General features: G+C 68.0%; 17 protein-coding genes and 1 pseudogene. 11 read left to right on the plus strand and 7 right to left on the minus strand.

Going from position 1 to position 25,506, the window contains the following annotated elements:
• Positions 1-78: 78 nt before the first annotated feature.
• Genes AB0959_RS41050 through AB0959_RS41060 form a run of 3 tightly spaced genes read right to left on the minus strand, consistent with a single transcriptional unit; the run spans position 79 to position 4,094 of the window.
• The gene (locus AB0959_RS41050; protein ID WP_366831920.1) at positions 79-957 is read right to left on the minus strand and encodes a DUF6339 family protein; all 879 of its coding nucleotides are present in this window, start codon (positions 955-957) and stop codon (positions 79-81) included.
• Positions 954-1,949: a hypothetical protein gene (locus AB0959_RS41055; protein WP_366831921.1), complete on the minus strand. Its 996-nt coding sequence runs from the start codon at positions 1,947-1,949 to the stop codon at positions 954-956. Before AB0959_RS41055 ends, AB0959_RS41050 begins: the two co-directional genes overlap by 4 nt.
• Positions 1,950-1,952: 3 nt before the next feature.
• Complete coding sequence (locus tag AB0959_RS41060) at positions 1,953-4,094, minus strand: helix-turn-helix transcriptional regulator (RefSeq protein WP_366831922.1); 2,142 nt, start codon at positions 4,092-4,094, stop codon at positions 1,953-1,955.
• Between the two features lie 443 nt (positions 4,095-4,537).
• On the opposite strand from AB0959_RS41060, the gene AB0959_RS41065 reads away from it, so the two are divergent.
• The 5 genes from AB0959_RS41065 to AB0959_RS41085 all read left to right on the plus strand — a co-directional run bounded on the left by AB0959_RS41065 (position 4,538) and on the right by AB0959_RS41085 (position 16,660).
• Positions 4,538-4,750, plus strand: a complete 213-nt coding sequence (locus tag AB0959_RS41065; protein ID WP_366831923.1) for a hypothetical protein — start codon at positions 4,538-4,540, stop codon at positions 4,748-4,750.
• A 156-nt stretch (positions 4,751-4,906) separates the two neighbouring features.
• On the plus strand, positions 4,907-9,658 hold the full coding sequence (locus tag AB0959_RS41070) for a DEAD/DEAH box helicase (protein WP_366831924.1): 4,752 nt from the start codon (positions 4,907-4,909) through the stop codon (positions 9,656-9,658).
• Entirely contained in the window at positions 9,655-11,559 is a 1,905-nt protein-coding gene (locus tag AB0959_RS41075) for a UvrD-helicase domain-containing protein (protein ID WP_366831925.1), read from the plus strand. Before AB0959_RS41070 ends, AB0959_RS41075 begins: the two co-directional genes overlap by 4 nt.
• Positions 11,556-14,798 carry a helicase-related protein gene (locus AB0959_RS41080; RefSeq protein WP_366831926.1) on the plus strand — a complete coding sequence of 1,081 codons (3,243 nt, stop codon included), beginning with the start codon at positions 11,556-11,558 and terminating at the stop codon, positions 14,796-14,798. The genes AB0959_RS41075 and AB0959_RS41080 overlap by 4 nt, the downstream gene beginning before the upstream one ends.
• Positions 14,795-16,660, plus strand: coding sequence for a DUF1998 domain-containing protein (locus AB0959_RS41085; protein WP_366831927.1), 1,866 nt, complete (start codon positions 14,795-14,797; stop codon positions 16,658-16,660). The genes AB0959_RS41080 and AB0959_RS41085 overlap by 4 nt, the downstream gene beginning before the upstream one ends.
• Positions 16,661-16,931: 271 nt before the next feature.
• On the opposite strand, the gene AB0959_RS41090 is transcribed toward AB0959_RS41085, so the two are convergent.
• Entirely contained in the window at positions 16,932-17,570 is a 639-nt protein-coding gene (locus AB0959_RS41090; protein ID WP_366831966.1) for an ATP-binding protein, read from the minus strand.
• Between the two features lie 236 nt (positions 17,571-17,806).
• Here AB0959_RS41090 and AB0959_RS41095 point away from each other — a divergent pair, with 236 nt between their 5' ends.
• The 6 genes from AB0959_RS41095 (at position 17,807) to AB0959_RS41120 (ending at position 22,669) form a co-directional block, all read left to right on the plus strand.
• Complete coding sequence (locus AB0959_RS41095; protein WP_366831928.1) at positions 17,807-18,655, plus strand: helix-turn-helix transcriptional regulator; 849 nt, start codon at positions 17,807-17,809, stop codon at positions 18,653-18,655.
• On the plus strand, positions 18,652-18,852 hold the full coding sequence (locus tag AB0959_RS41100) for a DUF397 domain-containing protein (protein WP_366831929.1): 201 nt from the start codon (positions 18,652-18,654) through the stop codon (positions 18,850-18,852). Before AB0959_RS41095 ends, AB0959_RS41100 begins: the two co-directional genes overlap by 4 nt.
• Positions 18,853-19,150: 298 nt before the next feature.
• Complete coding sequence (locus AB0959_RS41105) at positions 19,151-20,878, plus strand: hypothetical protein (protein WP_366831930.1); 1,728 nt, start codon at positions 19,151-19,153, stop codon at positions 20,876-20,878.
• Positions 20,875-21,420 (plus strand): hypothetical protein, encoded by a 546-nt coding sequence (locus AB0959_RS41110; protein ID WP_366831932.1) that lies wholly within the window; start codon positions 20,875-20,877, stop codon positions 21,418-21,420. Before AB0959_RS41105 ends, AB0959_RS41110 begins: the two co-directional genes overlap by 4 nt.
• A gap of 40 nt (positions 21,421-21,460) precedes the next feature.
• Positions 21,461-21,973 (plus strand): nucleoside deaminase, encoded by a 513-nt coding sequence (locus AB0959_RS41115; RefSeq protein ID WP_366831933.1) that lies wholly within the window; start codon positions 21,461-21,463, stop codon positions 21,971-21,973.
• A 384-nt stretch (positions 21,974-22,357) separates the two neighbouring features.
• The gene (locus AB0959_RS41120; RefSeq protein WP_366831934.1) at positions 22,358-22,669 is read left to right on the plus strand and encodes a helix-turn-helix transcriptional regulator; all 312 of its coding nucleotides are present in this window, start codon (positions 22,358-22,360) and stop codon (positions 22,667-22,669) included.
• Between the two features lie 67 nt (positions 22,670-22,736).
• On the opposite strand, the pseudogene AB0959_RS41125 reads toward AB0959_RS41120, so the two are convergent.
• The 3 genes and pseudogenes from AB0959_RS41125 to AB0959_RS41135 all read right to left on the minus strand — a co-directional run.
• A pseudogene (locus AB0959_RS41125) lies at positions 22,737-22,878 on the minus strand (IS5/IS1182 family transposase); the annotation flags it as partial.
• 11 nt (positions 22,879-22,889) lie between these two features.
• The gene (locus tag AB0959_RS41130; RefSeq protein ID WP_366831935.1) at positions 22,890-24,743 is read right to left on the minus strand and encodes a HAMP domain-containing sensor histidine kinase; all 1,854 of its coding nucleotides are present in this window, start codon (positions 24,741-24,743) and stop codon (positions 22,890-22,892) included.
• The gene (locus AB0959_RS41135) at positions 24,740-25,465 is read right to left on the minus strand and encodes a response regulator transcription factor (RefSeq protein ID WP_366831936.1); all 726 of its coding nucleotides are present in this window, start codon (positions 25,463-25,465) and stop codon (positions 24,740-24,742) included. The genes AB0959_RS41130 and AB0959_RS41135 overlap by 4 nt, the downstream gene beginning before the upstream one ends.
• Positions 25,466-25,506 lie beyond the last annotated feature (41 nt).

Consider the following 25,506-nt stretch of genomic DNA (forward strand, 5'->3'; position numbering starts at 1 on the left):
AGTCCGGCGAGTCTGTGGAGGCACCCGAGTACAGGCAATAGGAAGGGCACCCGTTCACCGGCAGGCGCCCCTTCCCTTTCAGCCCTGAGGTGCCCGTCCCCTGATGGGGGCCGTCTCGAAGAGTTCCGTGAAGTACGCGGTGAGAGCGGCCACTGACTCCTCCGGGACCGGTTCCTCGTCGGGTCCGGTCGGCAGATGGTGTCGCTGTACCGGGGGCGCGGACTCGGCCTCCGCGATCCAGCTGCGGAGCGCCTCGGGGTCACGTGGCTCGTCCGAGGCGAGCGCGTCGTAAACCAGGGTGGCACCGGCGGTGTTGATGGCCGCAATGAGGCCGTTGATCTCGCGACCGGTGCCTGCCACCCCTCGTTCCATGATCCGCACCAGGGCCTGGGCCGTCGGGCGGTGGTCGACCAAGTCCATGCGTAGCGCGTTGTGGATGAGGTCTTGGTTGGAGCAGGCTGCCACCACCGGTGCGTAGTCCCGGCCGTTGCGGAACATCTCCGCCGCCCACCACAGGCGGGAGAAACACTGACGGTCGGGCGCTCCCTTGAAGCGGGCCGAGTTGATGCGGGGCTCGTTCCGACCCTGCGCGGGCCCAGGAGCGTGTCGCCACGCCACGTAGTCCGGCGCGACGCCGAGCGCGAGATGGTTCCAAATCCCCTTGTCCGCGGCCTCCCTCCGGGTGAGACGGAGAGCCGCGTGCAACCGGGGCGCCAGCCACCCGTCCGCATCCGTCCGGTTGTCCCTGAATTGGTGCAAAGCGTCGTCGACGAGATCCCTCAGAGGTTCGACGGCCCACCGGGCATCGTCCTCCGGCAGGGGTTCGACGACCTTGGCCAGATCCACGCCTCCGTGCCCCTGGACTCCTCTGAGGAGGTCCTCGGTAAGGAAGGGATCGGCAGCCGTCGCAGAGAGCAGGCCCAGCCGCTGGGGAAGGTGGTGCGGCTTCTCGATCACGCGCTGTCCTCTCGGTTCATCTGCTGCAAGGCGCGCAGGACGTTGGCGAGTGCCTTGCTCGCACCGGCGCGGCGTACGGCGGCGTAGTGGACGCGAGTCTGGAGCTCCACCCATCCCGAATCGCTGATCCGCCGGCGGTGCACCTGGCGGAGCGCTTCCTCGGCGCCAAGGCCCGGCACGACGTCGGGAAGCATCTCCCGCAGGACTTCCCCCCGCCAGTCGGTGGGGAAGACGGGCGAGCCGTCGGGTTCGACCTCCAGGTCGCCCACGGAGCTGTGGAACACCGCGGTCCAAACGTCGGTGGCCATCTGAGAGAGCAACAGCTCGTGGACCTTGTTCTCGATCCCCCCGCTCTCGCCACCGAGGAGATCGGAGAATCCCTCGACGTCAGTGTTGATCATCACCAGAGGCAGTCGGCCTGAGGCGTCAACGACCCACGGCGCATCGGCGTAAGGCCGCAGCCATTCCCGCGCGCTCTTGGAGAAGCTCGCCTGCTTCACGTCGAGGCGCAGACCGCCGAGCGGCTCCTCGGCCGCCAGGTCGACGGTCCAGTCGCCGTCGGTCTCGGTGATCGACCGGCCCTGTACGCCGTCGATCGTTGCCACGGCGTGGACCGCGAGGTCGGCGCGACCCACATGGTCGTCACGGAGCACCTCGATCTCACCGGACCACTCCTTGCTCCCCGGCGCGTCCTGCCGAAGGTCAACGGTGGTGCGCACGTTCGTGTCACCGTCGGTCAGGACCGCCAGGACCCTCAGATCGCTCCAGGGGGCGTCAGGATCGGTGGCGCCTGGCGGCAGTGTCGCGGACAGGCCGATCCTGGCCGAGATCCATTCCTCGTGCTGCGCCACACCCAGGGCCACGGTCCGCTGGGGGGTGGAGTACGCCGAGGTGTCCAGATGATCACGAGTGCCTTCCGGCAGCCTCAGGGACGCCGAGGTCACCCTCAAGGTGATCGGGCGGTTGAGTCGCTTGTACGGATAGAACTTCATGCCTCACTCCCCCGCGCCGGCACGGAGTTCGAGTACGAGTCGCGTGAGTTCGGTACGGACCGTATGGCTCGCGGCGTCGGTGGAACCTCGGAAGACGGCTCGGCGCGCTCGTGGCGTGAAGCGGAGCACTCCGTCCGCGACCTCACAGCCCTCCACGGCGACGAGTTCAGCCCAGTCGAGCCTGGGTCGGCTGCCCGACCGAACGTCCAAGAGGACCACCGGGGTCATCGCCGGCAGTTCGTCGACGCGTGGCAGCTTCACCTCGGCGGTGATCCGCCACTCCCCTCCGGCGCCGATCTCGGCGTCCAGCCCGTCCAGTTCCGGCAGGGCCGACCCGGAGCCACGCTTCGGTGCGGCGCCCTTGCGTGGGACGGTGAGCTTCTTGCGCAGCTTGGCACTCTCCTGCGAGCCGGCACTCCTCGGCCGGACGACCAGACCCTTCACCGCGGCGTTGACCTCCGTGGTCAACCTGGAAATGCGGTGGTGCGCGGTGTGCGACCAGCGGAGGGTCAGCTCCTCGGTCTGCCCCCAGCGGTCGTGTTCGGGCGGTTCGGCGGCACGTAGGAACTCCTCGGCCTCCTCCGCGAAGGGCGCGGACTCTCCCGCTGCGCGGCCGACCAGAAGAACCGCCTGAAACGGATTGACGCCCAGCGGCAGCCCGGAGACGCCGGACTTCTTTATGGTCATCCGGCTTCCGCGCAACGAGTGGACCTGGTTGGGCACGCCGTCGTCGTCCTCCGCCGCTGTGACCAGGAGCACTCCCGGGTGGATGCCCAGCGTGCCACGGGCTCCTCCGGACAGGGGCAGCCGCAACGGCACCGTGCGGAGCGCCACCTGCCCGGCCTCAGTGAGCCGGTCCACGGTCGTCCCCTCGAAGAAGGCGCGCAGCGCCCGGGTGCGCGACGGTTGCTTTTCGGAGGGGTCGACCTTCTCCTCCTCGATGACGACCTCGCCGTTGCGCAGCGTGCGGACCGAGGTCTCCAGCAGCGGGAGCCTGCTGCCGCCGCCGGTCATGGCCGCCCAGAAGTCCCGGCCCAGCGCCTCGACCAAGCGTCGGTGCATGGCGCGGATGTCGCGGGTCCCGTCGTCGCTCCCCTTCTCCTCGTCGTCGGCCAAGTCCGACTCGGCCTGTTCAAGGCTCGCCACGTCATGGGCTCCGACGATGAGGAAGGACGTGCCGGGCTCCTCGCTGTCGCGGGTGAGGTGAAGGCGTTCGGCCGTCTCCTCGTCCGCCCACCAGGAACGGACCACCTCCGCGCCGGGTGTCTCCGGGTCGGGGCGACCGAGCCAGGCGGGGCCCGCATACGGGCTGCCGTCGACGGAACGCCACGGCAGCTCCAGTCGTCCGATGACACGGCGCTCGGTGCGTCCCTCATGAGGGTCGGAAAGCGTGGAATTGATCAACACCATGCCGAGCGCGCTGGCCGCCCAGAGCGTCGCCTTGCCGAGCCCGTACGAACCGCCCGCGCCTCGGCCCGACTTGAGACTCTCCAACTGTCGGCGGACGACGGCCGCGAACTTGCCGTCGTCGTAGTCGTCACCGGTGAGTCCGGAGGCATTGTAATCGTCGATCCGCAGAAGGATCAGGCGGCCCTTCTCGAACATGTCCCGCACGCCGGCGTCCACGACACGTCCGACCTTTTGATCTGATGCGGACTCGGAAACCGCCTGGTAGTGGGGCTGGAGATCGTCCCAGAGGATGGCGGCACGGAACGCCTCCAACGCCTCACCGGTGATTTCGTGGATGGTGTATCGCACCCGGACCGGACGGCCGTTCTTCACAAGGCGCTCGTCGAGGCTGTTCTGGCAGGTCTCCCGCGCGAGCACCTGGACGTCGGCGTCGAAGGCAAAGGCCGCCGCGTTACCGCCGTCGCGCCCGCCGTCCTGATAGCCGGGCCGGTGGTACCAAGTGACAGGAAGACCTGCCAGCGTGTCGGTGGTGCGGGTGTGCACCGTGCCGAGGTCCGTGCCGAGCGCCTTGGCGATCTCCCCCATGACTGTGGGACGCGGGACCGAACGCTTGGTGATCCACGCCGAGACCGCGGCCCGGGTCAGCCCCAGCTCCTCCGCCAGCTCCGCCTGCGTCTTGTTCGCGAGCTTGAGCTGACGCGCCAACCATGGCCCGAACTCCTCACCGGCCTCCATGTGGCCTCCCACTCCCCGCTGTTATGCCGTTGTACCTCCGGTCACGGACAGGCTAATTTGACGCCAGGAGGAACGTCAACTGATGCTTGACGTCACCTCGTTCGGCAGCAGTGACAACCATCCATCCAGTTCGCCCTATTTGCCCGATTCAGGCACTCCGCCCAGGAGTGTCGGGTGAGCGAGAAGGCTACGCAAGGACCGACCCGAGAATCCCGGACGCAAACATCACCGCAAAGTGGATGCGTCAACTCCAGTAAGTAGTCCGGGAATTGGGAGTGACACGAACGGGTGAAGCACTCTAGGATCGTCAACAGCGGAGGTGTCCGCCTCACTCGGGAACTCCCGTGTGACAACGGGTGAGTTGTGCCCACTTGCCTTTGCACGACCCCGAACGAGCCCGCGATACGGGGATCCTCGACAAGAATCGGAGGAAGCGGAAACTCATGGAAGACCCTCCCGGGGAGGAGGAGACGGAATCTCCGTATGCCTGCTCCCCTCATTCACAGCGCGAAATTCACTCTGTGCATCTGCAGCTTTCTTTGGCCAGGTCCGACGTGGAAAAAAAGCAGATTCTTGACTCGTTCGACATGACGATCGAGGAATTCAGCGATCTCTTCGAACACCGTTCCGGACCCACCGGTCTCGACGACGACTGACCCTGGGTAGCCCGGTGTCCCCTCGGCGCCGGATCAGCGGGATCACGGGGTCGCCGAACCATATCTCCCCAGGTCAAACAAGCCAGGAACCGCTCCGCGCCGAACTTCGTCGTCAGTATCACGTCAGCTATCCATCGCAGGAGCCGTGAAGAAGCAATGTCCACTTCCCTGCCGCCGGTCATTTCCACCGTCATCGAGCAGTCCTCTCGCGTCCTGCAGACCTACGAGGTCGATCCCGGTCTCGTCCCGGAACACGCCAACGGAGAGCGCCGCATCACCCAAGGCGGATACGGCGACCGTCAACTCTTCGAACTCGTACAGAACGCAGCCGACGAGATCGCCGCCGAGCCCGGGGGTTCCGTCCAGGTCGTCCTCACCGACAGGCATCTCTACTGCGCCAACGAGGGCGAGCCGGTGACGGCCGAGGGAGCCGAAACCATTCTCCGAATGAGCATGTCGCGCAAGCGAGGTGGCCAGATCGGCCGTTTCGGCGTGGGCGTGAAATCCGTCCTGGTCGTCACCGACACCCCGCAGTTCTTCAGCAGTTCTGGCTCCTTCGGGTTCGACCGTGAATGGGCATTCGCGAAGATCCGTTCGGTACCAGGTGTGCGGGAGCGCCTGGGCGATCTGTTCGAGGCTCCAGTACTGCGCATGGCCCGTCCCCTCGACGCCGATGCCGAGCGTGCCCAGGACTCTGTTCTCGACGAGTTGCTGCGCTGGGCCACGACCGTCGTCCGCCTGCCGCTGCTCGACGGCGCCGCCGGCAGGCTGGCGCTGGACATGCACGGCGGGCGGACGACCGCCGGATCGGCCCGCGAGGAGTTCCCACTGGGGTTCCAACTGCTCTCCCCGCACGTGGCGAAGGTCGTCCTCGAGGACCGCAGGCCCCGTCCGGCCGTTCGTCGCGTGCTGACCGCCGAGCAGTCCGGGGACCTTCACACCGTGACCGAGGAGCGGACGGACAGGTCGACCGTCAGTGCCCGCTGGAGGGTCTTCTCCAAGACGCACGATCCTGGTCCCGCTGCCCGAGCCGATGCCGGCGAACTGCACGACCGTCTCACTCTGGATCTCGCGTGGGCGGTGCCCGCTCTGGAAAAGGACGAGAAGAGTGGGCTGCACGTCAGCCCGCAGTCGCGGGGACGGGGCCGTTTCTGGTCCTTCTTCCCGACCAAGTACGAGATGTCCCTGAGCGGCATCCTCAACGGGGCCTGGAAGACGAACGAGGACCGACAGAACCTGCTCGACTCCTCCGCGTTCAACGAGGAGATGATCAGGGTCTCGGCGGCGTTGGTGGTCGAGTCCCTCCCCGGTCTGGCCCCCGCTGAGGACCCCGCCGCGTACCTCCCGCTGCTGCCCGGCCGTGTGAAGGAGTCGATCAGCTGGGCCGACGAGTTCCTGACTCGGGAGATCTGGGAGCGGGCGGCGGTCCGTCCATCGCTACCCGACCAGGAGGGAGTACTGCGCGTCCCGACCGAGCTGCGCATCCCGCCGCGTCTCGACAAGGACCGGCACGCCGCCTGGCTGCGGATGTGGCACGAGACGCCCGGCCGCCCTTCCGACTGGCTGCACCCCAACGCCGAGGCCGACGGGCTGCGTTCGGGAAAGGTCGAGCACGTCCTCGGTGCAGCCGGGCACAAGCGGTCCGACGTGCGCGCGTGGCTGGAGGCTCTCGTCGAGTGCGGCACCGCCGAGGCGTCCGCGACCGCGATCCGCATCCTCGCCGACATGGTCGAGGCCCGGTCGTCTTATGCCGAGGAGGCCCGCAAGGCGAAGATCGTGCTCACCGAGGAGCACGGACTCGTCCCCCCTGTTCCGGGTCAGGTGTTCCGCCGCGCCGACGAGGACGGGCTGCGGGAGTCCCTGGTGTACGTGGTCGGCGAGATCGCGCGGGACCAGAAGCTCGCCTCCGCGCTCAACCTCCTCGGCATCCGCGAGGCGGACGTCGAAGGCAGGTTCATCAGCGTCCTCGACCAGGGCTTCGACGGCTATGGAAGTGCCGAATGGGGGCGTTTCTGGGATCTGTTCCGCCAAGCCGGCGGGCGCCGCCTGACCCACACCGTGCTCCGGCACGTGCCGAACGCCCGGGAAACCCTGCGCGTGCGGACGGCGGACGGGAAGTTCCGCCCAGTGCATGACTGCATGCTGCCGGGTGCGGTGGTCGACGCGGAGCGCGACCCGAGCATCGCCGTCGACACGAAGTTCCACTCCGACGACCTCGCCTTCTTCCGCGAGATCGGCCTGCGGGAACGACCGTCGACCTCGGTGCGTCCGGAGGGCGAGAGCTGGTTCGAGGAGTATCGGGAAGCGGTCCACGCCGCCTATCTGCGGAGCCTGGATCAGCTGGCTCCGCGCCCGGCCCTCAACCGCATGAAGGTGGAGGGTTCCGCGATCGGCGGTCCGCTGCACCTCTTCCGGTCGCTCTCCGAGGAGTCCCGAGCGGCCTTCTTGAAGGCGCTGCCGGACGACGCCGTGGTGGACAACTGGACCCGCCAGATCGGCGCGCAGTCGAGCACCCGGCAGGCCGTTATGTCGCCGATCCGCTGGATGCTCAGGAAGTACGGAACCGTCTCCACCTCCCAGGGCGTCAAATCGCTGGGCGAAGCGGTCGGCCCCCAGCTCGCCGCCTACCGCGACGTGCTGCCGGTCGCCGACCTCTCCCCCGAGAAGGCCCGCAAGCTGCGGCTGCCGACCACCGTCGACGAGGTTCCCGCCGACCGCTGGGACGCGCTCATCGACGAGGTGTCCCGTAACGAGGACGACTCCTTCGTCGGCGCCACCTACGTGATGTTGACCCGCTTCGGTGCTGACTTCCCCGAGGACTCCCTTACCCGTTGCCGGATCGGCGACACCTGGGACACCCGCCCCGACGACGAGATCACCCTCGCTGTCAATGCCGCCGAGTACCGGGCGCTCCGTGCCGAGCAGCTGCCCGCGCTGCTCGTGCCGACCGTCGAGGACGCCGAGCTGATGGTCGAGAAGTGGGGCATGCTCCGCTATGCCGACGTGATCAGCCGGGAGACCCGCGAGGTGGCCGAGGGGGACCCGGTGCCGCTCGTCGAGCTGTACCCAGCCCTGCGCCAGCGTCTGAACAGCGGAAACCGCAACAGCCTGGTGCAGCGCTGCACCGAGCTGGAGGAGATCACCCGCACGCCCAAAGGCACACACGCCACCCAACTCAAGGCGGTCAGTCAGAACGGCATTGTCAAGGTCCGCGTCCCGCTGGCCCCCGAGCCGATGCTGATCCTGATTGACCACGAACTCGGGCTCGGTCTCGGAGCGGCCGGATGCCGGGCCGTCCTGCAACACCAGGACCGCATGGCGCGGGACAGCGCGATGCAGGCAGCACGGAAGGCCGTGCGCGAGGCCGAGGACGTGGTCACCAAGATCGAGCTGCTGATCGGAGCGGAGGCGCTACGCGCCGGGCTCCCTGAAGGATTGATGGAGGCCGAGCTGCACGCAACCGACGGCGTGGAGCCTTCTGGGCGGCGGATCGCGCAAATGGCGTTCAACTCGCACGGCGACGGGGTACTCCAGCAGCACGCCCGGGATATCCAGGCACGTTTCCCCAACGCGCCGGTCGGTTACACGGGCTCGTCGGCCGCCATTGCCTTCGTCTCGGAGCTGAAGCTGCCTGTCGCGTTCGCCGGTTCGAGGACTCCTTCCCCGCCTCCCTTCGAGACCGTCGAGGGTCCTCGGGACTTCCCGAGCCTCCACGACTACCAGGAGGATCTGGTTCGGAACATCTCCACCATGCTCGACCGGCTGGCCCCTCAGCGCGGCATGCTGTCTCTGCCCACCGGTGCCGGCAAGACCCGTGTCACCGCCGAGGCTGTGATCCGCTGGGTCACGCGGCTCGGCGACCTCAAGGGGCCACTGCTGTGGATCGCGCAGACCGAGGAATTGTGCGAACAGGCCGTCCAGAGCTGGAAGTTCGTCTGGAGCAAAGTCGGAGCGGAGCGCCCGCTCACCATCAGCCGGCTGTGGAGCAGTAACGAGGTCGGGAATGTTGTCGACCACCCTCACCTGGTGGTCGCCACCGATGCCAAGCTGGAGCGTTGCCTAGGCACCGACCAGTACGCCTGGCTACGACAGGCCGCGCTGGTGGTCGTGGACGAGGCGCACACCGCCATCTCCAAGCGGTACACCGAGATCCTGGGCCAGTTGGGCCTCACCCAGTACGAAACCGGACGCCATCTGCTCGGCCTGACGGCTACGCCGTTCCGTAACACCAACGAGGAGGAGACCCGCCGTCTGGTCAGCCGCTTCGGCAACCGGCGTCTCGACGAGGGTGTCTTCCCGTCCGGGGACCCCTACCGGGATTTGCAGGACTGGGAGATGCTCGCCCAAGTCGAGCACCGCACCCTGGAGGGCGGCAGTATCGAGCTGACCCGGGACGAGAAGACCCACGCCGACCGCATGGCGATGCTCTCTCGCTCCGCCGAGCAGCGGCTCGCTGACGACCACGAGCGAAGCCGTCGCATCGTCGACGAGGTGGCCGCTCTCCCGGAGGACTGGCCGACACTGCTCTTCGCCACTTCCGTGGACCACGCCAAGTACCTGGCGGCGATGCTCAACGACCGCGGTATCCGATCCGCCGCCGTCGACTCGACCACCAGCGCCCAGGACCGTCGCAGCCGTATCGAGAATTTCCGAAACAGCCGCATTCGTGTGCTCACCAACTACGGTGTTCTCACCCAGGGCTTCGACGCGCCGGCCACGCGTGCCGTCGTCGTGGCCAGGCCGGTCTACAGCACCAACGTGTACCAGCAGATGATCGGTCGCGGCCTGCGCGGACCCCGGAACGGCGGCAAGGACAGCTGCCTGATCCTCAACGTCAGCGACAACATCGAGAACTTCGACACCCAGCTCGCCTTCACCCAGTTCGAGCACCTCTGGAGCCGTTCGTGACCGACGTCTACCTCGACAGTCCTCCGCTCACCGAGGAGCAGCGGGCCGTGGTGGAGCAGCCCTGGGACGCCCGCGTCCTGGTGACCGCCGGCGCGGGGGCCGGCAAGACCCACACGCTGGTGCGCCGGCTCGATGCGCTGTGCGGGCACGAGGACCCGGAGGAGGCGCTGGAGGCCGCTGAGATCCTGGTGCTCACCTTCTCGCGGGTGGCCGCCCGCGAACTGCGCGAACGGATCTCCCGGCACGGAGAACGAGCCCGCCGGGTACGCGCCCGGACCTTCGACGCGTGGGCCTACGAGGTGCTCCTCCAAGCGCATCCCGACGGCGAGTGGGGAGCGGTCGCCTTCGACGAGCGGATAGCCGCCGCGACCCGCGCGGTCGAGAAGGGCGCGCTGGAGATCGGCGACGCCGTCCCGCCCGCTCATGTTGTGATCGACGAGGTTCAGGACCTGCTGGGCGGGCGCCGCGAGCTGGTGGAGACGCTGCTCGACCGGTACCAGGACAGCTGCGGCTTCACCGTCGTCGGGGACGCCGCCCAGTCCGTCTACGGCTTCCAGATCGCGGATCCCGGCGAACGTGCCGACGAAACCGGCCGGTTCTTCGACTGGCTGCGCGGTTCCTACCCCGACGACCTGGTGGAGCTGCGCCTCACCGGGAACTTCCGGGCCACCACCGCCGAGGCCCGGGTAGCACTGGCGCACGGCCCCCGTCTCCAGCAGCTCACCGACCCGGACGAGGCCGGGACACTCTACGACGAACTGCGCCACCTCCTCCTGGACCCGGCGAACGGCATGGGCGATCTCGGCGACGAGTTCATCCTGGACGGCTTGCGGGACCTGACCGACACGTGTGCCATCCTCACCCGCGACAACCAGGAGGCCCTCGTGGTCTCCGGCCTACTGCACGCACAGGGCGTCGAGCACCGGCTGCGGCGCCCGCTCGAAGAGCGTCCGGTGCCGTACTGGGTGGCCGAGTTACTCCGTAGCACGGAGGCGACCGGCCTGACCGAGGACCGGTTCCGCTCCCTCCTCGCGAGGATCCCTCTGCCTTACGAACCGAACGCCGCTGCTCTTCACACAGTGCTGCGTCGGGTAGCGCGCGGGCCCGCACGCGGTGTGCTCGATGTGGACCAGCTGCGCCGCGCGGTCGCCGACGGCAGGTTCCCCGACGATGCGGCCGATCCGGAGACCGCCCGGATCGTCGTCTCGACCGTGCACCGGGCCAAGGGCCTGGAGTTCGACCGGGTGATCGTCCTGTCCCCGCCGACCGTCGCGGACCTCCACAAGCGATACAAGGACGAACTGGACCTCCCCGCCGAGGCCCGCGCCCTCTATGTCGCGATGACACGCGCCCGCCACGACCTGTACCACGTGAACCCTCCCGAGCTACCGCACATCAGAAGGGCGGGGCATCGGCGCGACGGCCGCCGTTATGTCGGGTCGTGGCGGTCGTACGACAGGTACGGGATCGTCGCCGAGGCCGGCGACGTGTGCCGCGACAATCCGCCCGGCCACGAGACGGACGCCGTGGCCACCCAGAGGTACCTCTTGGAACAGGTCCGCTCCGGCCAGGAGGTGGTGCTGCGCAGGCGCCACGACCTGCCGATGGGCGAGACACAGAGCCCGCCGTACGCCCTGCTGCACGACGGGCGGGAGATCGGCGAGGCGTCGCGGCGGTTCCGCGAGGAGCTGTTCCAGGTGCAGAAGGTGAACCGTACGTGGGACCCCTGGTGGCCCGACGAGATCCGCGGCCTGCGGATCGACACCCTGGAGACCGTGATGGGCAGCACCGCCGCCGGCGCCAACGCCGGACTGGGTGAGCGAGGCGTGTGGATCGCCCCGCGGATCACCGGCATCGGCCGGTACCGGAGAGCCGACGAAGACGAGGAGCAGTGCGCATGACGTACGTGGCAGGCCGACACTCCGAGCACTACCGGGTTCGCGACGAAGAACTCCTGGTCGGGCTCCGCCGTGAACTACTCGGCCCCGCCGAGGACGCCGCGCCCCACGATCGGGACGAGGTCCTCACCCAGGACGCACCGATCGACCGATACCTGACCGGCGTGCTGTACCCGCGCGCCTCCAAGGAGCGAAAGGTCGAGAACGCCGCCGAACAGGATGGCCCGGACACCACACCCGTGCCTTCGCGCAACGACGCCGAGGAGTCCGGCACCGCGCTGGACGTCGGGGCGGCCGGGGACAGGCGTCCCTCCTCCATGGGCCTGACCTTCGCCGTCGACCCGGGTGAAAGCGAGTCGATCGTCGTCTCGTCCCGCGCAGCCATCTACGAACCCACCGACGTCGACGGCAACCCGATCGCGGCCCGCCGTGCCGAGGCCCGCACCACCACCGAGCAGCGGGAGCAGTGGCGGCGCAAGGAACTCCAACTCCCGGACCAGCACATCGACGTGACCGCGCCCACCCCGACCGAACCGCTCGTGCTCGTTCCCGGGAAGGTCGCACTGCACGTCGTCGTCCGACGCCGCGACCGGGACACCCGCACGATCACGGTCACAGTCACTTTGATCAACATTCAGAAGGTCGGCGAGTGGGACCTCCAGGACGCCTTCTCCCTGTTCCAGTGCGGGCTGACCGTCCGGGCCGCCGACGGCTCCAGCGCGTTCGTCGAACGCCCTGCCCCGTCCTCCGCTCACGACCTGGAGATCGCCACGAGTCGGCTGCTGCACCGTCACGCCCCGACTTTCGCCGTCGGACACGGCTGCTCCGCCGCGTGGGACTGGAACCCGTCGCCGATAGGCGTGACCGACACCGTCAAGGCCGCCGTGCCCGAGGTGCGGAGTGAGTTCGTGCCCAGCGTGGAGGTGCTGCTCACCGACTCCAACCCGGAGATCGACAGCTCGACGCTGTCCATGCTGGGGCTGGCCAATAACTCCGACGCCGAGGTTCTGGCCGCTCTGGAAGGGCTCGCCACGGGTTACGAACGCTGGATCGACCGGAAGTCGGCCGAGGCGGACGCTCTGACGCGGGGCCCCCACGAGAAGCCCGCGCGGGAGCAGGTGAAGGCCTGCGGCGAGGCACTCGGCCGGATCCGTAAGGGCATCGAGCTGCTGCGGGACAAGCCCGACCTGATGCTGGCGTTCCGGCTGGCCAACCGTTCCATGGCCGACCAGCGCGCCCGCAGCAAGTGGGTGAAGGACGGACGCACAGGCGCTCCCGACCCCGCGGCTGGCGAATGGCGCCCGTTCCAGATCGCCTTCGTACTGCTCTGCACGGCCGGCATCGACGACCACGAGCACCCCGACCGGAAGATCTCCGACCTGCTGTGGTTCCCCACCGGTGGTGGAAAGACGGAGGCCTACCTCGGGCTGATCGCCCTGACGTCCTTCCTTCGCCGTATCCGCAAGGGCGCTGACGGTGGCGGTGTCACCGTCCTCATGCGCTACACGCTGCGGCTGCTCACCCTTCAGCAGTTCGAGCGGGCAGCGACCCTGCTCTGTGCCATGGAGGAACTGCGGCGCCACACTCCTGAACTCGGTCACGAGGAATTCTCCGTCGGCATGTGGGTCGGACGCTCCGCCACCCCCAACACGCTGGCCGAGGCCGATTCCAAGCTCGAAGAGCTGCGCGCGACCCCTGGCAAACGCCTCGCCACCGAGAACCCCGTCCAGTTGCATGCCTGCCCCTGGTGCGGAACCCGCCTCGACGCCCGGAACTACGAGGTGGATGAGGACGCCAAGCGGATGCACGTCCGCTGTCCCGGCGCGGGCTGCGACTTCGCCGACGGCCTGCCCGTCCACCTGATCGACGAGGCTGTGTACGACGCCCGACCGACGCTGGTGATCGCCACCGTCGACAAGTTCGCCTCGATGCCTTGGCGTCCGGCGACCTCCGCTCTCTTCAACCTCGACGACCCGGACGACGGCACCCCTGCCCCGGAGCTGATCGTCCAGGACGAGCTTCATCTGATCTCGGGTCCGCTGGGGACCCTCACCGGCCTCTACGAGACCGCCGTGGACGCGCTCGCCGACCGTCCCAAGGTGATCGCCTCCACGGCGACCATCCGTCGCGCCGCCGATCAGGGGCTTCGCCTCTTCGCCCGTGGCGTACGGCAGTTCCCGCCCGCCGGTCTGGACTCCCGCGACTCGTGGTTCGCCGTGGAGACTCCGCGGGAGGAGAAGGCGAGCCGCCGCTATGTCGGCCTCCTGGCCCCCGGCACCAGCCAGTCCACGCTGCTCATCCGCACGTACGCCACGTTGCTGCACCGGGCCAAGCACGCAGACACCGAGGACAAGGTGCGCGACGCGTACTGGAGTCTCGTCGGCTACTTCAACAGTCTCAGGCTGCTCTCCGCAGCCGAACTCCAGGTCCATGACGACGTGGTGGCCTACCTGGAACTGCTCGCAGAGCGTGAGGGCGTGGAAGTACGCTCGGTCGCCAACTATTCGGAGCTGACGAGCCGGATCGATGCCAGCGAGATCCCCACACGACTCAAGGGCATCGAGAAGAAGCACCCCGACGAGGACGCCGTGGACGTCCTGCTCGCGACCAACATGATCGCGGTGGGCGTGGACGTGGATCGCCTCGGTCTCATGGCCGTGATGGGTCAGCCGCAGACGACCGCCGAGTACATCCAGGCCACCAGCCGGGTCGGCCGCGCACACCCCGGCCTGGTCGCGATCATGCTCAACTCGTCGCGTCCCCGCGACCGTTCCCATTACGAGAGCTTCCAGCACTTCCACTCGGCTCTCTACCGCGAGGTCGAGTCAACCTCCGTCACCCCCTTCTCCGCCCGCGCCAGCGAACGGGGCCTGCACGCGGTAATCGTCGCCCTCGCCCGCATCCTGATCCCGGCCGCCCGGCCCAACGAGGGCGCCGGCAAGGTCGAGTCCTACGCAGACATCCTTGAGGGCCGTATCAGGTCCGTACTCATGGACCGCGTGAGCGCGGTCACCCCGGAGGAGACCGAGGACGTGTCCCGGGACTTCGACGAGTTCGTCGAGTGGTGGCGCAAGGAAGCCAGCAATCACAGTGGCTTGCTCTTCGAACCGAAGCGGGGCAATCGTGCACCCTCGCTCCTGAAGCCGTACGACGACGAGTCCGAGCGCGAGGCGTACTCCACGCTGTGGAGTCTGCGCGATGTCGACGCTGAGACCGCCCTGTTCATGGAGGGAACCCGATGACCCCGCCCCCCGCACGCCGTCGCCGTACCGCCGCCGGCGGTAAGCCCGCCCACAACCTTCCACGGCGGGGTGCGGTCCGCCGCGCCCAGGCGATCACCACGTACGGAGTCGGATCGCTCATCGCCGTGGACCAGGAGTCCTTCATCGTCTCCGGACTGGACGAGGCCGAGCAGAGCTGGGACGGCGACGAGTCCCCGAAGATCCACGAACGCCGCCTGGCCCGAGTGCTCGGCGTCGACTACTTCCGTCTGCCGCCCGCATCCGACGACACCAGCAAGGACGGTCTCCGGGTCCGACGCTTCCCCTTGATGCACTCGTGCCCCGAGTGCACCGAACTGCAGCGACACGGCGACTTCAACCCGCCCGCCGGTCGAAGCATCTGCGGCACCTGCGAGGTCGACCTCGTCCCCTCCCGCTTCGTCACCGCATGCGAGGCCGGACACCTCGGCGAATTCCCCTACTGGCAGTGGGTGCATCGCTCGCCCGACCGTGGTTCCGCAACGATCAAAAAGTGCGAGGGAAGGCTCAATCTGCGCTCGTCCGGGCGTACGTCCTCGCTCCGCTCGATCCTCGTTTCCTGTACCTGCGGACAAGCGCCCGAGGTCTCGATGGAGGGCTCCTTCCGCAGAAAGGCACTGGGGGATCTGGGCCTCAAGTGCCAAGGCCCTCGCCCGTGGCTCGGCACGTCCGCCCCGACCGGGGAATGCGGACTCCCCCTGCGCACGCTCCAGCGCGGTTCTTCGTCGGTGTGGCAGCCGGTGCTGAAGTCGGCGCTCTCCATCCCGCCGTGGAGCAGCAGCCGGGCGGATCCTCTCGCCGAGCACTGGGACGCGCTCCGCCAGTACGACAGTCGGGAGCACGTCGAGATCTACCTCAAGGGAGCTTTCAAGGGTGGCGAGTGTCCCGTGCCGCTTGATGAGGTGATGACACTGCTCGCCGCGGAGCGCGAAGAGGACCCCGACAGTGAGGCGGCCCCCACCTTTGATCACCGCTACCGCGCCCTGCGCAACAAGGAGTACGAGCGTCTCAGTTCGGGCAACGACGCCAGCGAGCACTCCCGCGACGAGCAGTTCGTCTGCGAGACCCCACTGGGCGACCAGAGTGTGCTCGACCCGCTCGGTGTCACCGGCCCGATGCTGGTCAAGAAGCTCCGCGAGGTGCGCGCCCTGAAGGCGTTCACCCGACTCATCGACGCCGAGTCGACGACCGATTCCAAGGAGATGCCGCTCTCCGAACGTTCCCTGCGCTGGCTCCCGGCCATGGAGGTGCATGGTGAGGGAGCCTTCCTCCGCCTGGACGACGACCGACTCGGCACCTGGGAGAAGGCCGAGGCCGTGGCAGCCCGGGTCGAGCGGATGCGTACCGCCCACCAGCGGGTGCTGGAGCTGCGGGCCGACGACCCGAGCCGTGCCGTCCCTTCCCCGGCCACTCCTCGCATGGTGCTGTTGCATACCCTGGCCCACGTCCTCATCAACGAGTGGAGTCTGGAAGCCGGCTACCCGGCCGCTTCCCTGCGCGAGCGCCTGTACGCCGCCGATGACATGTCCGGGCTGCTCATATACACAGCGACAAGCGACTCGGCGGGCAGCCTCGGTGGTCTCGTCGCTCAAGGCGAACCGGAGCTCCTGGACCGCACGGTGCGTTCAGCCGTCCACCGCGCCGAGTGGTGTTCCTCCGACCCGCTCTGTATGGAGACCGAGGTGTCCGGCACAGGCGGGACGAACCTGTCCGCCTGCCACGCCTGCGTGATGCTCCCTGAGACGAGCTGCGAGCACAACAACATCCTGCTCGACCGGGCGCTGCTCGTAGGTACCCCGCAGGATCCCCACCTGGGATTCTTCGCGAACATCGTGGACCACTAGCAACCCGCCGGGCGTGTGACCCCGACACGGATTGGCAGGCTTGCACCGACCGATGCCTCGGTAGCCGTGGGGACTGGTGGGGTAGCTGACGCTCCCTTCCAGCCCGCCCCTTCAGCCGTGCCGGCTGGGTTCTCGCACACGGCGTTCCGACTCGTTCATCGGCAGGCACGGCTGGCGTACCACGGTGTGGTGTAGCGGTTCTTGGTGGCGAGTCGCCATCCGTGGTCAGTCCGGATACCGATCGCCTCACTCAAGTTTCGAGGACCCGGTTTCACAAGTCACTGCCGGACAGCTCGGCCTCGAAGTGCGTCTGAGCACGGTCGAGGACCTCGTCAACGTCGCAGCCATGTGCTCGAAGCCAGTGCAGGAAGTCTGTGATGGCGTCGATCACCGCTTCCTCGGCCACGGCCGTGCTCAGCCTGCCCAAGTTCGCATCGCGCGGCAGCTTCGTCGCCGTGTAGAGGCCGAGCAACGCCTCGGCCCGCTTCACACCGGGACCTTCGACATGGCTGGTTGATGAGGCAAGCCCTGTTGCCAACTCACACCAGGTCACCTTCCGGTCCTCACGGAGCTGAACACCCCATCGGTCAGCCAGAGCATCGACGAGAGCCATGCCGCGTCCGCCCTCCGACTCGGTGTTCGCAGCCACGAGGGTGGGGAGGGCGCGTGTGTCGGGGTCGTGGACCTCGATGCGCAGATACGTGCCGTTCATGGACACCGCGAGTGTGGCCGGCGTGCCCGGGCCGACGTGCGTGATGACGTTGGACACGAGTTCGCTGACGCAGAGTTGGGCTTCGTCGGTGACTTCGTGCAGTCCCCAGAGGCCCAGATGGAGTCGCATGAGGCGCCGCAAGGCGGCCACTTCTTCGGCGTCGGCCGAGAAGGCCAGGTCCCACGGCTTTCGTGACATACACGCTTCCTGGATCACGAGGACCTCTCTCGTCGCATGGTGCCTCCCCTGACCTCACGTGATCAGCGGAGCGTTACGCACACTCACGGTGAGTGGTGCTTGCACGCCAGGATGACGCCCGACCATCCCGCCATGCAATGTGCACGGCGGGAATCCCACTTCCGAGTGATTGGCAAGCACGCCTCTTGGCGTGAGACTGAACGCCCGCTATTCGACGAATGGTTGAAAGGGTTGAGATGGCCGGTTCACCGACGGCACGCCGTCGTCGTCTCTCGATCGAGCTGAAGAAGCTCCGCGAGAAGAGCGCGCTCACCTGCGCGCAGGTCGGCGAGGCGCTGGACTGGAGCGGCTCCAAGGTCAACCGGATGGAGACGGGTAGCGGCAGAGTTCAACCGTCCGACATCGACGCACTGTGCCGGTTCTACGGCACGAGTGACGAGTTGCGAGAGTTCCTCAAATCGCTGGCTCGCCAGGCCAAGACGCGCGGTTGGTGGCAGGTTCACGGCGCGGGCGTTCCCGAGTGGTTCAACATCTACATCGGCTTGGAGCAGGACGCTTCCACGCTCCGCCAATACCAGTGCGAGTTGCTGCCCGGCCTCATGCAGACCGAGGCGTACGCCGGCGAACTCCACAAGACCGGCGCGCACATGTCCGCCGAGGACATCGACAGGGCTGTACGTGTGCGCATGGAGCGCCAGGAGATGTTGACGCGTCCCGATGCTCCCGACTCCTGGTTCATCGTGAACGAAGCCGCCCTGCGCAACGTCATCGGGGATCGGGCGCTGATGCGGGAGCAGCTCGAACGCATCGTGAGTTCTGCCGAGTTGGCGAGTGTGACCCTGCAGGTGCTTTCCTTCGATTCAGGCACCTACCCGGTCACGGGCTCGTTCACGATGCTCGGCTTCCCTGCCCAGGAAGACCCGGACCTCGTGTATCGGGACGGCATCACCGATGCTGTGTACCTGGAAGGCGAGCATCATGTTCGTGAGTACACCAGGGCGTTCGACGGTCTACGTGCCGCGGCCCTGAGCCCTCAACGCTCGGTCCAGCTGATCAAGTCCGTTCTGAAGGAATACGCAAGGTGAGCATCGAAGAGTCCAGGGGCGGTGGCCCTCGGGTGTGGTTCTCGTCGTCGTACAGCAACGGCGCCGGCGGCGAGTGCGTCGAGGCCGCCTTCGTATCGGCCGGCGTGCTGATACGGGACTCCAAGCGGCCGCAGGGGCCTCATGTGACGGTGTCGGCCGAGGCGTGGTGCGAGTTCTTGGCTACGTCGGTGAAGTGAGCGCCATCTCTCGCTCGTCCATCGCAGGGGGTGGTGCAGGCCAAGGATCTCGCCCTCATGCACTGGAGCAGAGCCGCGCCGGCCCTCGTCCGCTGGTCGGCGATTGGCAGGTTTGGGACAGCCTGACGGGACAAGGCCCGCAGGTCGCAGGAGTCCACGAGTGGCCCAAATCTGCCAATCGGGGGGACGGCTTCGCCGCTCACCTTCGGGCCCCAACCGATCACCCTGTTGGCAACGCCATTGATCCCTGAAACAGTTGCAGGCACTGCTGGGGGCTCAGGAGGCGGGCGGGGCGAAAGTGCAGACCTGGAGACAGATCGCGCTCTTCCTGTGTGCCGCCGCACTCGGTCTCGTCGCGCTCGACTACCCCCGCGCGCATGACGACGTCGTGGACGCCACCCAGTTCAGCATCGCCTTCTTCGCGACGCTGCTGACCGGCGAGGCGGTCATCTTCGCGCTGACGTTCTCCGCGGCCAGCTCCTGGCCCTCGTTACGGTCGATCGACAGCCACATCGCCTTCCGGGAGTGGGTGCTCATCGGCTGGGCCGCAGCCCTGTTCACCGGCTGTGGGCTGCTCGCCGACAATGCGGAGACCGCCACTTACGGCGCGCTGCTGTTCCTGCTGGCCAACATCTTCGGGATCTTCTCCTTCGTCCGCCTCTTCGGCCTGGCCAGCATCGGGGGCCGTAACCGGCTGCTGCGTCGCACTCTTGCGGAGGCGCTGGCACACGGTGTGGCCCGTCAGGGCACCGACTTCGGCTCCCTCACTCACGAGGTCAAGAACGACCCCGTCGTCAACTCCTACCTCGGCGCCATCAGCCAGGCCGCCACCAGCAACGATCCCACCGCGATCCGGCATCTCGTCGACCAGTTGGTCGAGGCTGACTTACCGGCGGAGGCCGGTGAGGACGCCATCACCGTCCACCTGGATGTTCTGCATCGTCTCTTGCGCGCCACCCTGGTCAGCGGCGCCGATCCGATCCAGATCACCGCGTGCGCCCATGAACTGATCGACTCGACGATTCGCCACTGCCGCCGCCTGCCCGACCCGGCGCCGCCGCTCGGCGCCCTCAGCCGCTACCTGGCCTGGCTCGCCAACACCGCGCTGCTGATGTCGGTACGCGGCGTGGCCTCCAACCGGGCGGCCCGTGAGCTGGTTGCCCTGACGACCGACACCCGTCTCAAGGTCCTGCGCTCTGTGGATCCTGATCCCAAGTCGGCCAGCAACCGCGAGGAACTCGGCAGCATCCTCACCGACCCGCTCCAGGTCCTGTCGTGGATCGGTGACTTCACCGAATTCCACGGCGCTCATCAGGCCAGCGCCCTGTACGGGGTGTACGAGATCCTCACCGGCACCAAGTTCATGGGCAACTACTGGGACGGCGCCTCCATCCTCAGCCAGCTCCGTCACGCCCTGTACGGCGACGTGGATGCCGTGCCCACAGTGGAAGCCGACGCCGCCCGGAACGTCTTCAGTTCCGTGGAGGAGTACGACCACTTCTGGGCGCTGGTCTCCGTGACCGCGCTCGCCACTCTGCGCGACACTCGCGTTCCTCACCCGCCGGAGCTGCTCCGCCCTGAGTTCACGCCCGATCACCAGCTGTTGGGGGCGTACCTGCGTACGTTCGCCACCCACCGCTACTTCTCCACCGCCGCGCAGGCCCGCGAAGCGCTCCTGAGCCTCGCCGGTCGGGCCGACCTTCCCGGTTCACCGGCGGCTCGTATACGGAACTCACGGGGTGGCCGCGTCTACCTCGTGCCCGTCCCGTTCGTCGACCCTCACCAGCGGCCGGCCGCGATGATCCTCGCCATCGCCTGTCGTCTGGCTCCGCTCACCCCCGGCGACAGCGACGGGGAGTTGCGTGACTTCCTGACCACGCTGCCTTCCACTGCCCTGACCGCTGTTGCTCGTCTTGCCGCCCGCGTCCTGCCCGGGGCCGCCGCGGAAGCTGAACCAGTCGAGGCCGTCACCACCGGCCTGAAGGTTGTCCAGCTCGTCGGTGCCCATACGCGAGAGGGATCATGACCGACCCCGATATAGACGTGTCCGCCTGGCGCGAGCGCCTGGCGGACCTCGGTGCCGCAGAGGTGACCGACGCAGTGGTCGTGCAATGCGGCCACGCCTGGCTCCAGCCCGAGTTCACGGCCTTCCGCAATGAAGTCGACCAAGCTCTCATGACTGCCCAGTTACGTCGTGGCGATCGTCTAGCCATCACCAGGATCGTCCTGCACAACCTCCCCCTGACCCCCGACGCCGCCCATCGGCCGGCTGCCGTCGACCAGGCCTTCGAGGAATGGCACCACCGGTTGTCCGCGACCAGAGTTCTGCTCTGCTCCGCCAACGCATCCGCTCCCCGCATCCATCGCCTCATCCTTCGCGGGGACCAGCACAGCGCTGCTGTCCCAGATATGGTCGAACTACTGAAAAACGGCGACTGGACCGACCCCCACCAAGCCGGGTTGGCGCTGCGCACCATCGACACGGATGGCGCCACCACGCCCCTCACCGGCTACGACATGGACCTGGATGGCCCGTTCGGCGACGCTGACCCCTCCATCTACATGTAAGTGCGCCCGCGATCGGCTCGACCGGATACTTGGAGACAAGGTGCCCTACGCCCCCGAGACCGCCCAGGACCACGCCTTCCTCTCTCAGGCCATCAGCCTGTCCCGGCACGCGCTGGAGGACGAGGGCAAGACCCCCTTCGGCGCCCTTGTCGTCATCGACGGGGAAGTCATCGCCACCGGCACCAGTTCAGTCGTCGAACTCCGCGATCCCACCGCCCACGCCGAAGTCATGGCCCTTCGCAACGCCGGTGCCAAACTGGGGCGCCACCTCATGGAGGACACGGTGATGTACTCCAGCAGCGAGCCCTGCCCCATGTGCCTGGTCGCCTGCTACTGGGCCCGCGTTCCTCGCCTCGTCTACGCCGCCACGAGCCGTGACGTCGCCGTCAACGGGTTCGAGGACCTCCAGTTCTACCGCCAACTCGCCCTCCCCAACGCCGAGCGGACCCTCCTGGCAGAGACCTCGGTCGGCGGTGAGACCCGTGAGGTCGCGGCCCTGGCGCTCTCCAGCTGGGCGGACAAGCTCCCCTTGCCCGTCGAGCCCAAACTCTGACGCCGCTGGGCCGAGTCGCGGCCACCGGCCCACTGGAGCCAACGACGAGTTGAGGGTTTGACCGTGGGGTGCTTCGCCGTCGCCGGGCGGGAGGCGGGGGTTCGGAGCGCGGATCTCTGGTCACGCACGCCGGGTTGGTTTGGCGGCTTGCCCGCCGCTCGGGTCTGCACGCGAACGGCAAGGACCTTGCCCCGGGTCAGAGCGTCATGAAGGGCGAGTGCTCGATGAGCAGGAGCTTGCACAGTGACGTGCGGATGCGTGACAGGACTCGGCGACGCGGCGATGCGGGTACAGACATGGCTCCCCCAGCAGCGGTAAGGTACGCCTGATTGCGTACCTCCAGGAAGGTACGCAACCGGGCGTACCTTGTCGAGGGGTGAAGTGATGGCGGTAGGCGAGTTGACGCACCCTCGCGTTGAAGAGTTGGAGGTGGGGTCCATCCTTTTGGCGCTGGCTGACGCGAACCGGCGTCGGGTCGTGGCTGAGCTGGCCGATCGGCCGGACGAAGAGCGGCTGTGCGCTTCCTTCGACCTTCCGGTGGGCAAGTCCAGTCGCACCCGTCACTGGCGCGTACTGCGCGAGGCAGGCTTGGTGTATCAGCGCGACGCCGGGAACGGTCTGTATATGCGCCTCCGCAAAGAGGACTTGGACCGCCGGTTCCCGGGTCTGATCCAGGCCGTGATCGCAGCGGGCTGAGCGCGTACTGAACTGCCTCAACGCGCTGTAAGACGGCGATAGGCGAGAGGGCTGCGGCTTGGCCGACGAAGGCGAGGGGATGTTCGGCCTTGCGTTCGTAGCGGCGGTGGAGCCTTCGGCACTCGGCCGGCCAGGACACGCACGGTTCGCTCGATCACCCGGCGGTGACGGCCCAGCCGCTGCGAGGGCTCGGCACGCTTACGGGCGATGTGAGGCCCTTTCACAGGTGAGGTTCCTCCGGTCCCGGTCCCGGCACACGAGGAAGCCGGACCGTGAACACCGCTCCGTTGCCGGGGGCGCCCCCGGCGGTGACCGTTCCGCCGTGGGCCTCGACGAACTGGCGGACGATGGGCAGGCCGAGACCGCTGCCGCCGGTGCGTCTGCTGCGGGATTTCTCGGCGCGCCAGAACCGGTCGAAGACGTGGGGCAGGTCTTCGGGGGCGATGCCGTCGCCGGTGTCGCGCACGGTCAGGACGGCCTCGTCCGGTGTCTGCCGGGCGCTGAGGGTGACCGTGCCCTGCGCGGGAGTGTGCCGCAGGGCGTTGGAGACGAGGTTGCCCAGGACCTGTCGCATGCGCACCGGGTCGGCGTCCATCCAGAGGCCGGGGTCGGCATCCGCTCGCAGGTGTATGTCCGCGGCTTCGGCGCGGCTGCGGTGGGCGGCGGCGACCTGGCCGATCAACTCGTCCGCGGCCAGGGGTTCCCGGTGCAGCCGCAGGGTGCCGGCGTCGCCCGCGGCGAGGTCGCGCAGGTCGTCGATGATGTGCTGCAGTTGCAGCGCCTCGTCGTGCAGGGAGGCGATGAGGTCGGGGTCGGGGTCGAGCAGTCCGTCGCGGGTGACCTCCAGCCACCCGCGGATATTGGTCAGCGGGGTGCGCAGTTCGTGGGCGATGTCGCTGACCATGGCCTTGCGCTGGGCCTCCATCTGTTCCCGGCGCGCGGTCAGGTCGTTGAAGGCGGCGGCCAGGAAGCCCGTCTCGTCCTTGGTGGTGACGGCGACCCGTGCGTGGTGCTCGGGCGGCTGCCGGGCGGCGGCGGTCAGGGCGCGCAGGGGGCGGACGAGACGGACGGCGACGAGGGCGGTCAGTGTGATCGTGACGGCCAGGACGAGGCCGGTGACTCCGATGACCTTGGTCTTGTTGGCGGGTGAGAGGTCGAAGCCCGACTGCTGTTGGTCGCGGTTGCCGAGGTAGAGGGTCGCCGGTGGGGCGACGTAGGGGTCGAGCTGGGTGCGGCGTGATGTGTCGAGACAGTTCTGCACCTGCTGATCGCCGCGGACGTTGCCGGACACCGGGCCGGGCATTCCTGGAATGACATCGGTGCCGAACAGTTCCCGCAGATAGGGGTCTGCCTCGGCCATCCGCTTCCAGTCGTCGGGGAGGCAGCCGGTCATCAGTTTCGCGAGGGCCGTCAGCGCCTTGCGCTCGGTGGGCATCCCCGGGGTGTCCGTCGCGACGGCGCACCGCGCGAGCGCGGCCGACTGGCCATCGTCGGCGATGACCACCGTACGGCCGCTGGGCATCTGTCTGGTGCGGGCGCCGTTGCCGAACTTGGCCATGCACTTCACACGCCGCCGCGCCACTTCGCTCACCTTCTCCGCCTCGGTACGGGACAGCCGATACGGTCCCACCGCCCGCGGGTCGATGCCGGTGAGCTGGGCGCCGGGCTCGGTGTAGGTGTCCGTACGCAGCGGGTCGACGGTGGCCGAGGCGCGGGCGGGCAGCGCGGTGCCGGGTGCGGCGGAGTCGGCGATGAGCCGTCCGCCCTCGGTGGTCAGGGCGATGCGCCGGTCCAGGGTGCGCGACAGCGTGCGTACGGTGGTGCCGACGCCGTCCCAGTCGGCATGGCCCGCGGCATAGCCGCTGAGCCGGCGCAGGATGTCGGAGTCGTCGGAGAGCACCTGCCCGCTTTCCTCCTGGATGGCCCGTGTGGTGAGCTGCACGGCCAGCCACGCGGTGGCGCCCACGGACAGCACCGCGATCGCCACGGTGGTGATCAGCAGCCGTACCAGCAGACTCTTGTGCCAGGGGATGCGGGGAGCGGGTATCGCGCCGTCGGGGCCGGGCACGGTCATGAGGGGTCCCGGCCGTCGACGAGTTTGGTGTCGACGAGCCTGTAGTCGACGAGTTTGTAGCCGACTCCGAACACCGTCAGCAGCCGTGCGGGGGCGTGCGGGTCGGGCTCGATCTTCTTGCGCAGGTTCATGATGTGCATGGTGATGGCGCGCTCGGTGGACGCCCGGTCGTGACCGCGGGTGTGCTCCAGCAACTGGCGGCGCGAGAAGACCCGTTCGGGCTCGGCGGCCATGGCGCTCAGGATGGCGAACTCGCCCGGGGTGCAGTCGACCGCCGCGCCGTCACAGGTGACCTCGTGCCGTACCGGGTCGACGGTGATGCCCCCGACACGCAGTACGGGGGAGTTCTCGACGGGAGGCAGGGTGCGGCGCAACACGGTGCGGATGCGTGCCAGCAGCTCCCGGGGGCTGTACGGCTTCGTCATGTAGTCGTCCGCGCCCAGGTCGAGCCCGAGCAGCAGATCGTCCTCGGCGGAGCAGGCCGTGAGCATCAGCACCGGTACGTCCGCGTCCCGGCGCAGCACACGGCAGACGCCGAAACCGTCGAGGCCCGGCAGCATGACATCGAGGATCACCAGGTCGGGCCGGTGGTTGCGGGCCTCGTCGAGAGCGTCGCGTCCGTCGGAGACGACGACGGCCGTATGGCCTTCCCTGACGAGGAGCCGGCGGATGAGCTCGGCCTGCATGCCGTCGTCCTCGGCGACCAGAATATGTGCGCACACGCCGCTGACCTTATGTCTGCTGCGGCGTCGTCAGTACGGTG

Origin of the sequence: Streptomyces sp. NPDC046862 (genome assembly GCF_040704615.1) — a bacterium.
Classification (GTDB): domain Bacteria; phylum Actinomycetota; class Actinomycetes; order Streptomycetales; family Streptomycetaceae; genus Streptomyces.

What these genes read in the sequence shown, in the direction of transcription:
- AB0959_RS41055 (WP_366831921.1), bottom strand. Translation starts at nt 1,949, where the DNA reads ATGAAGTTCTATCCGTACAAGCGACTCAACCGCCCGATCACCTTGAGG.
- AB0959_RS41060 (WP_366831922.1), bottom strand. Translation starts at nt 4,094, where the DNA reads ATGGAGGCCGGTGAGGAGTTCGGGCCATGGTTGGCGCGTCAGCTCAAG.
- AB0959_RS41065 (WP_366831923.1), top strand. Translation starts at nt 4,538, where the DNA reads ATGGAAGACCCTCCCGGGGAGGAGGAGACGGAATCTCCGTATGCCTGC.
- AB0959_RS41070 (WP_366831924.1), top strand. Translation starts at nt 4,907, where the DNA reads ATGTCCACTTCCCTGCCGCCGGTCATTTCCACCGTCATCGAGCAGTCC.
- AB0959_RS41080 (WP_366831926.1), top strand. Translation starts at nt 11,556, where the DNA reads ATGACGTACGTGGCAGGCCGACACTCCGAGCACTACCGGGTTCGCGAC.
- AB0959_RS41085 (WP_366831927.1), top strand. Translation starts at nt 14,795, where the DNA reads ATGACCCCGCCCCCCGCACGCCGTCGCCGTACCGCCGCCGGCGGTAAG.
- AB0959_RS41090 (WP_366831966.1), bottom strand. Translation starts at nt 17,570, where the DNA reads ATGTCACGAAAGCCGTGGGACCTGGCCTTCTCGGCCGACGCCGAAGAA.
- AB0959_RS41095 (WP_366831928.1), top strand. Translation starts at nt 17,807, where the DNA reads ATGGCCGGTTCACCGACGGCACGCCGTCGTCGTCTCTCGATCGAGCTG.
- AB0959_RS41110 (WP_366831932.1), top strand. Translation starts at nt 20,875, where the DNA reads ATGACCGACCCCGATATAGACGTGTCCGCCTGGCGCGAGCGCCTGGCG.
- AB0959_RS41120 (WP_366831934.1), top strand. Translation starts at nt 22,358, where the DNA reads ATGGCGGTAGGCGAGTTGACGCACCCTCGCGTTGAAGAGTTGGAGGTG.
- AB0959_RS41130 (WP_366831935.1), bottom strand. Translation starts at nt 24,743, where the DNA reads ATGACCGTGCCCGGCCCCGACGGCGCGATACCCGCTCCCCGCATCCCC.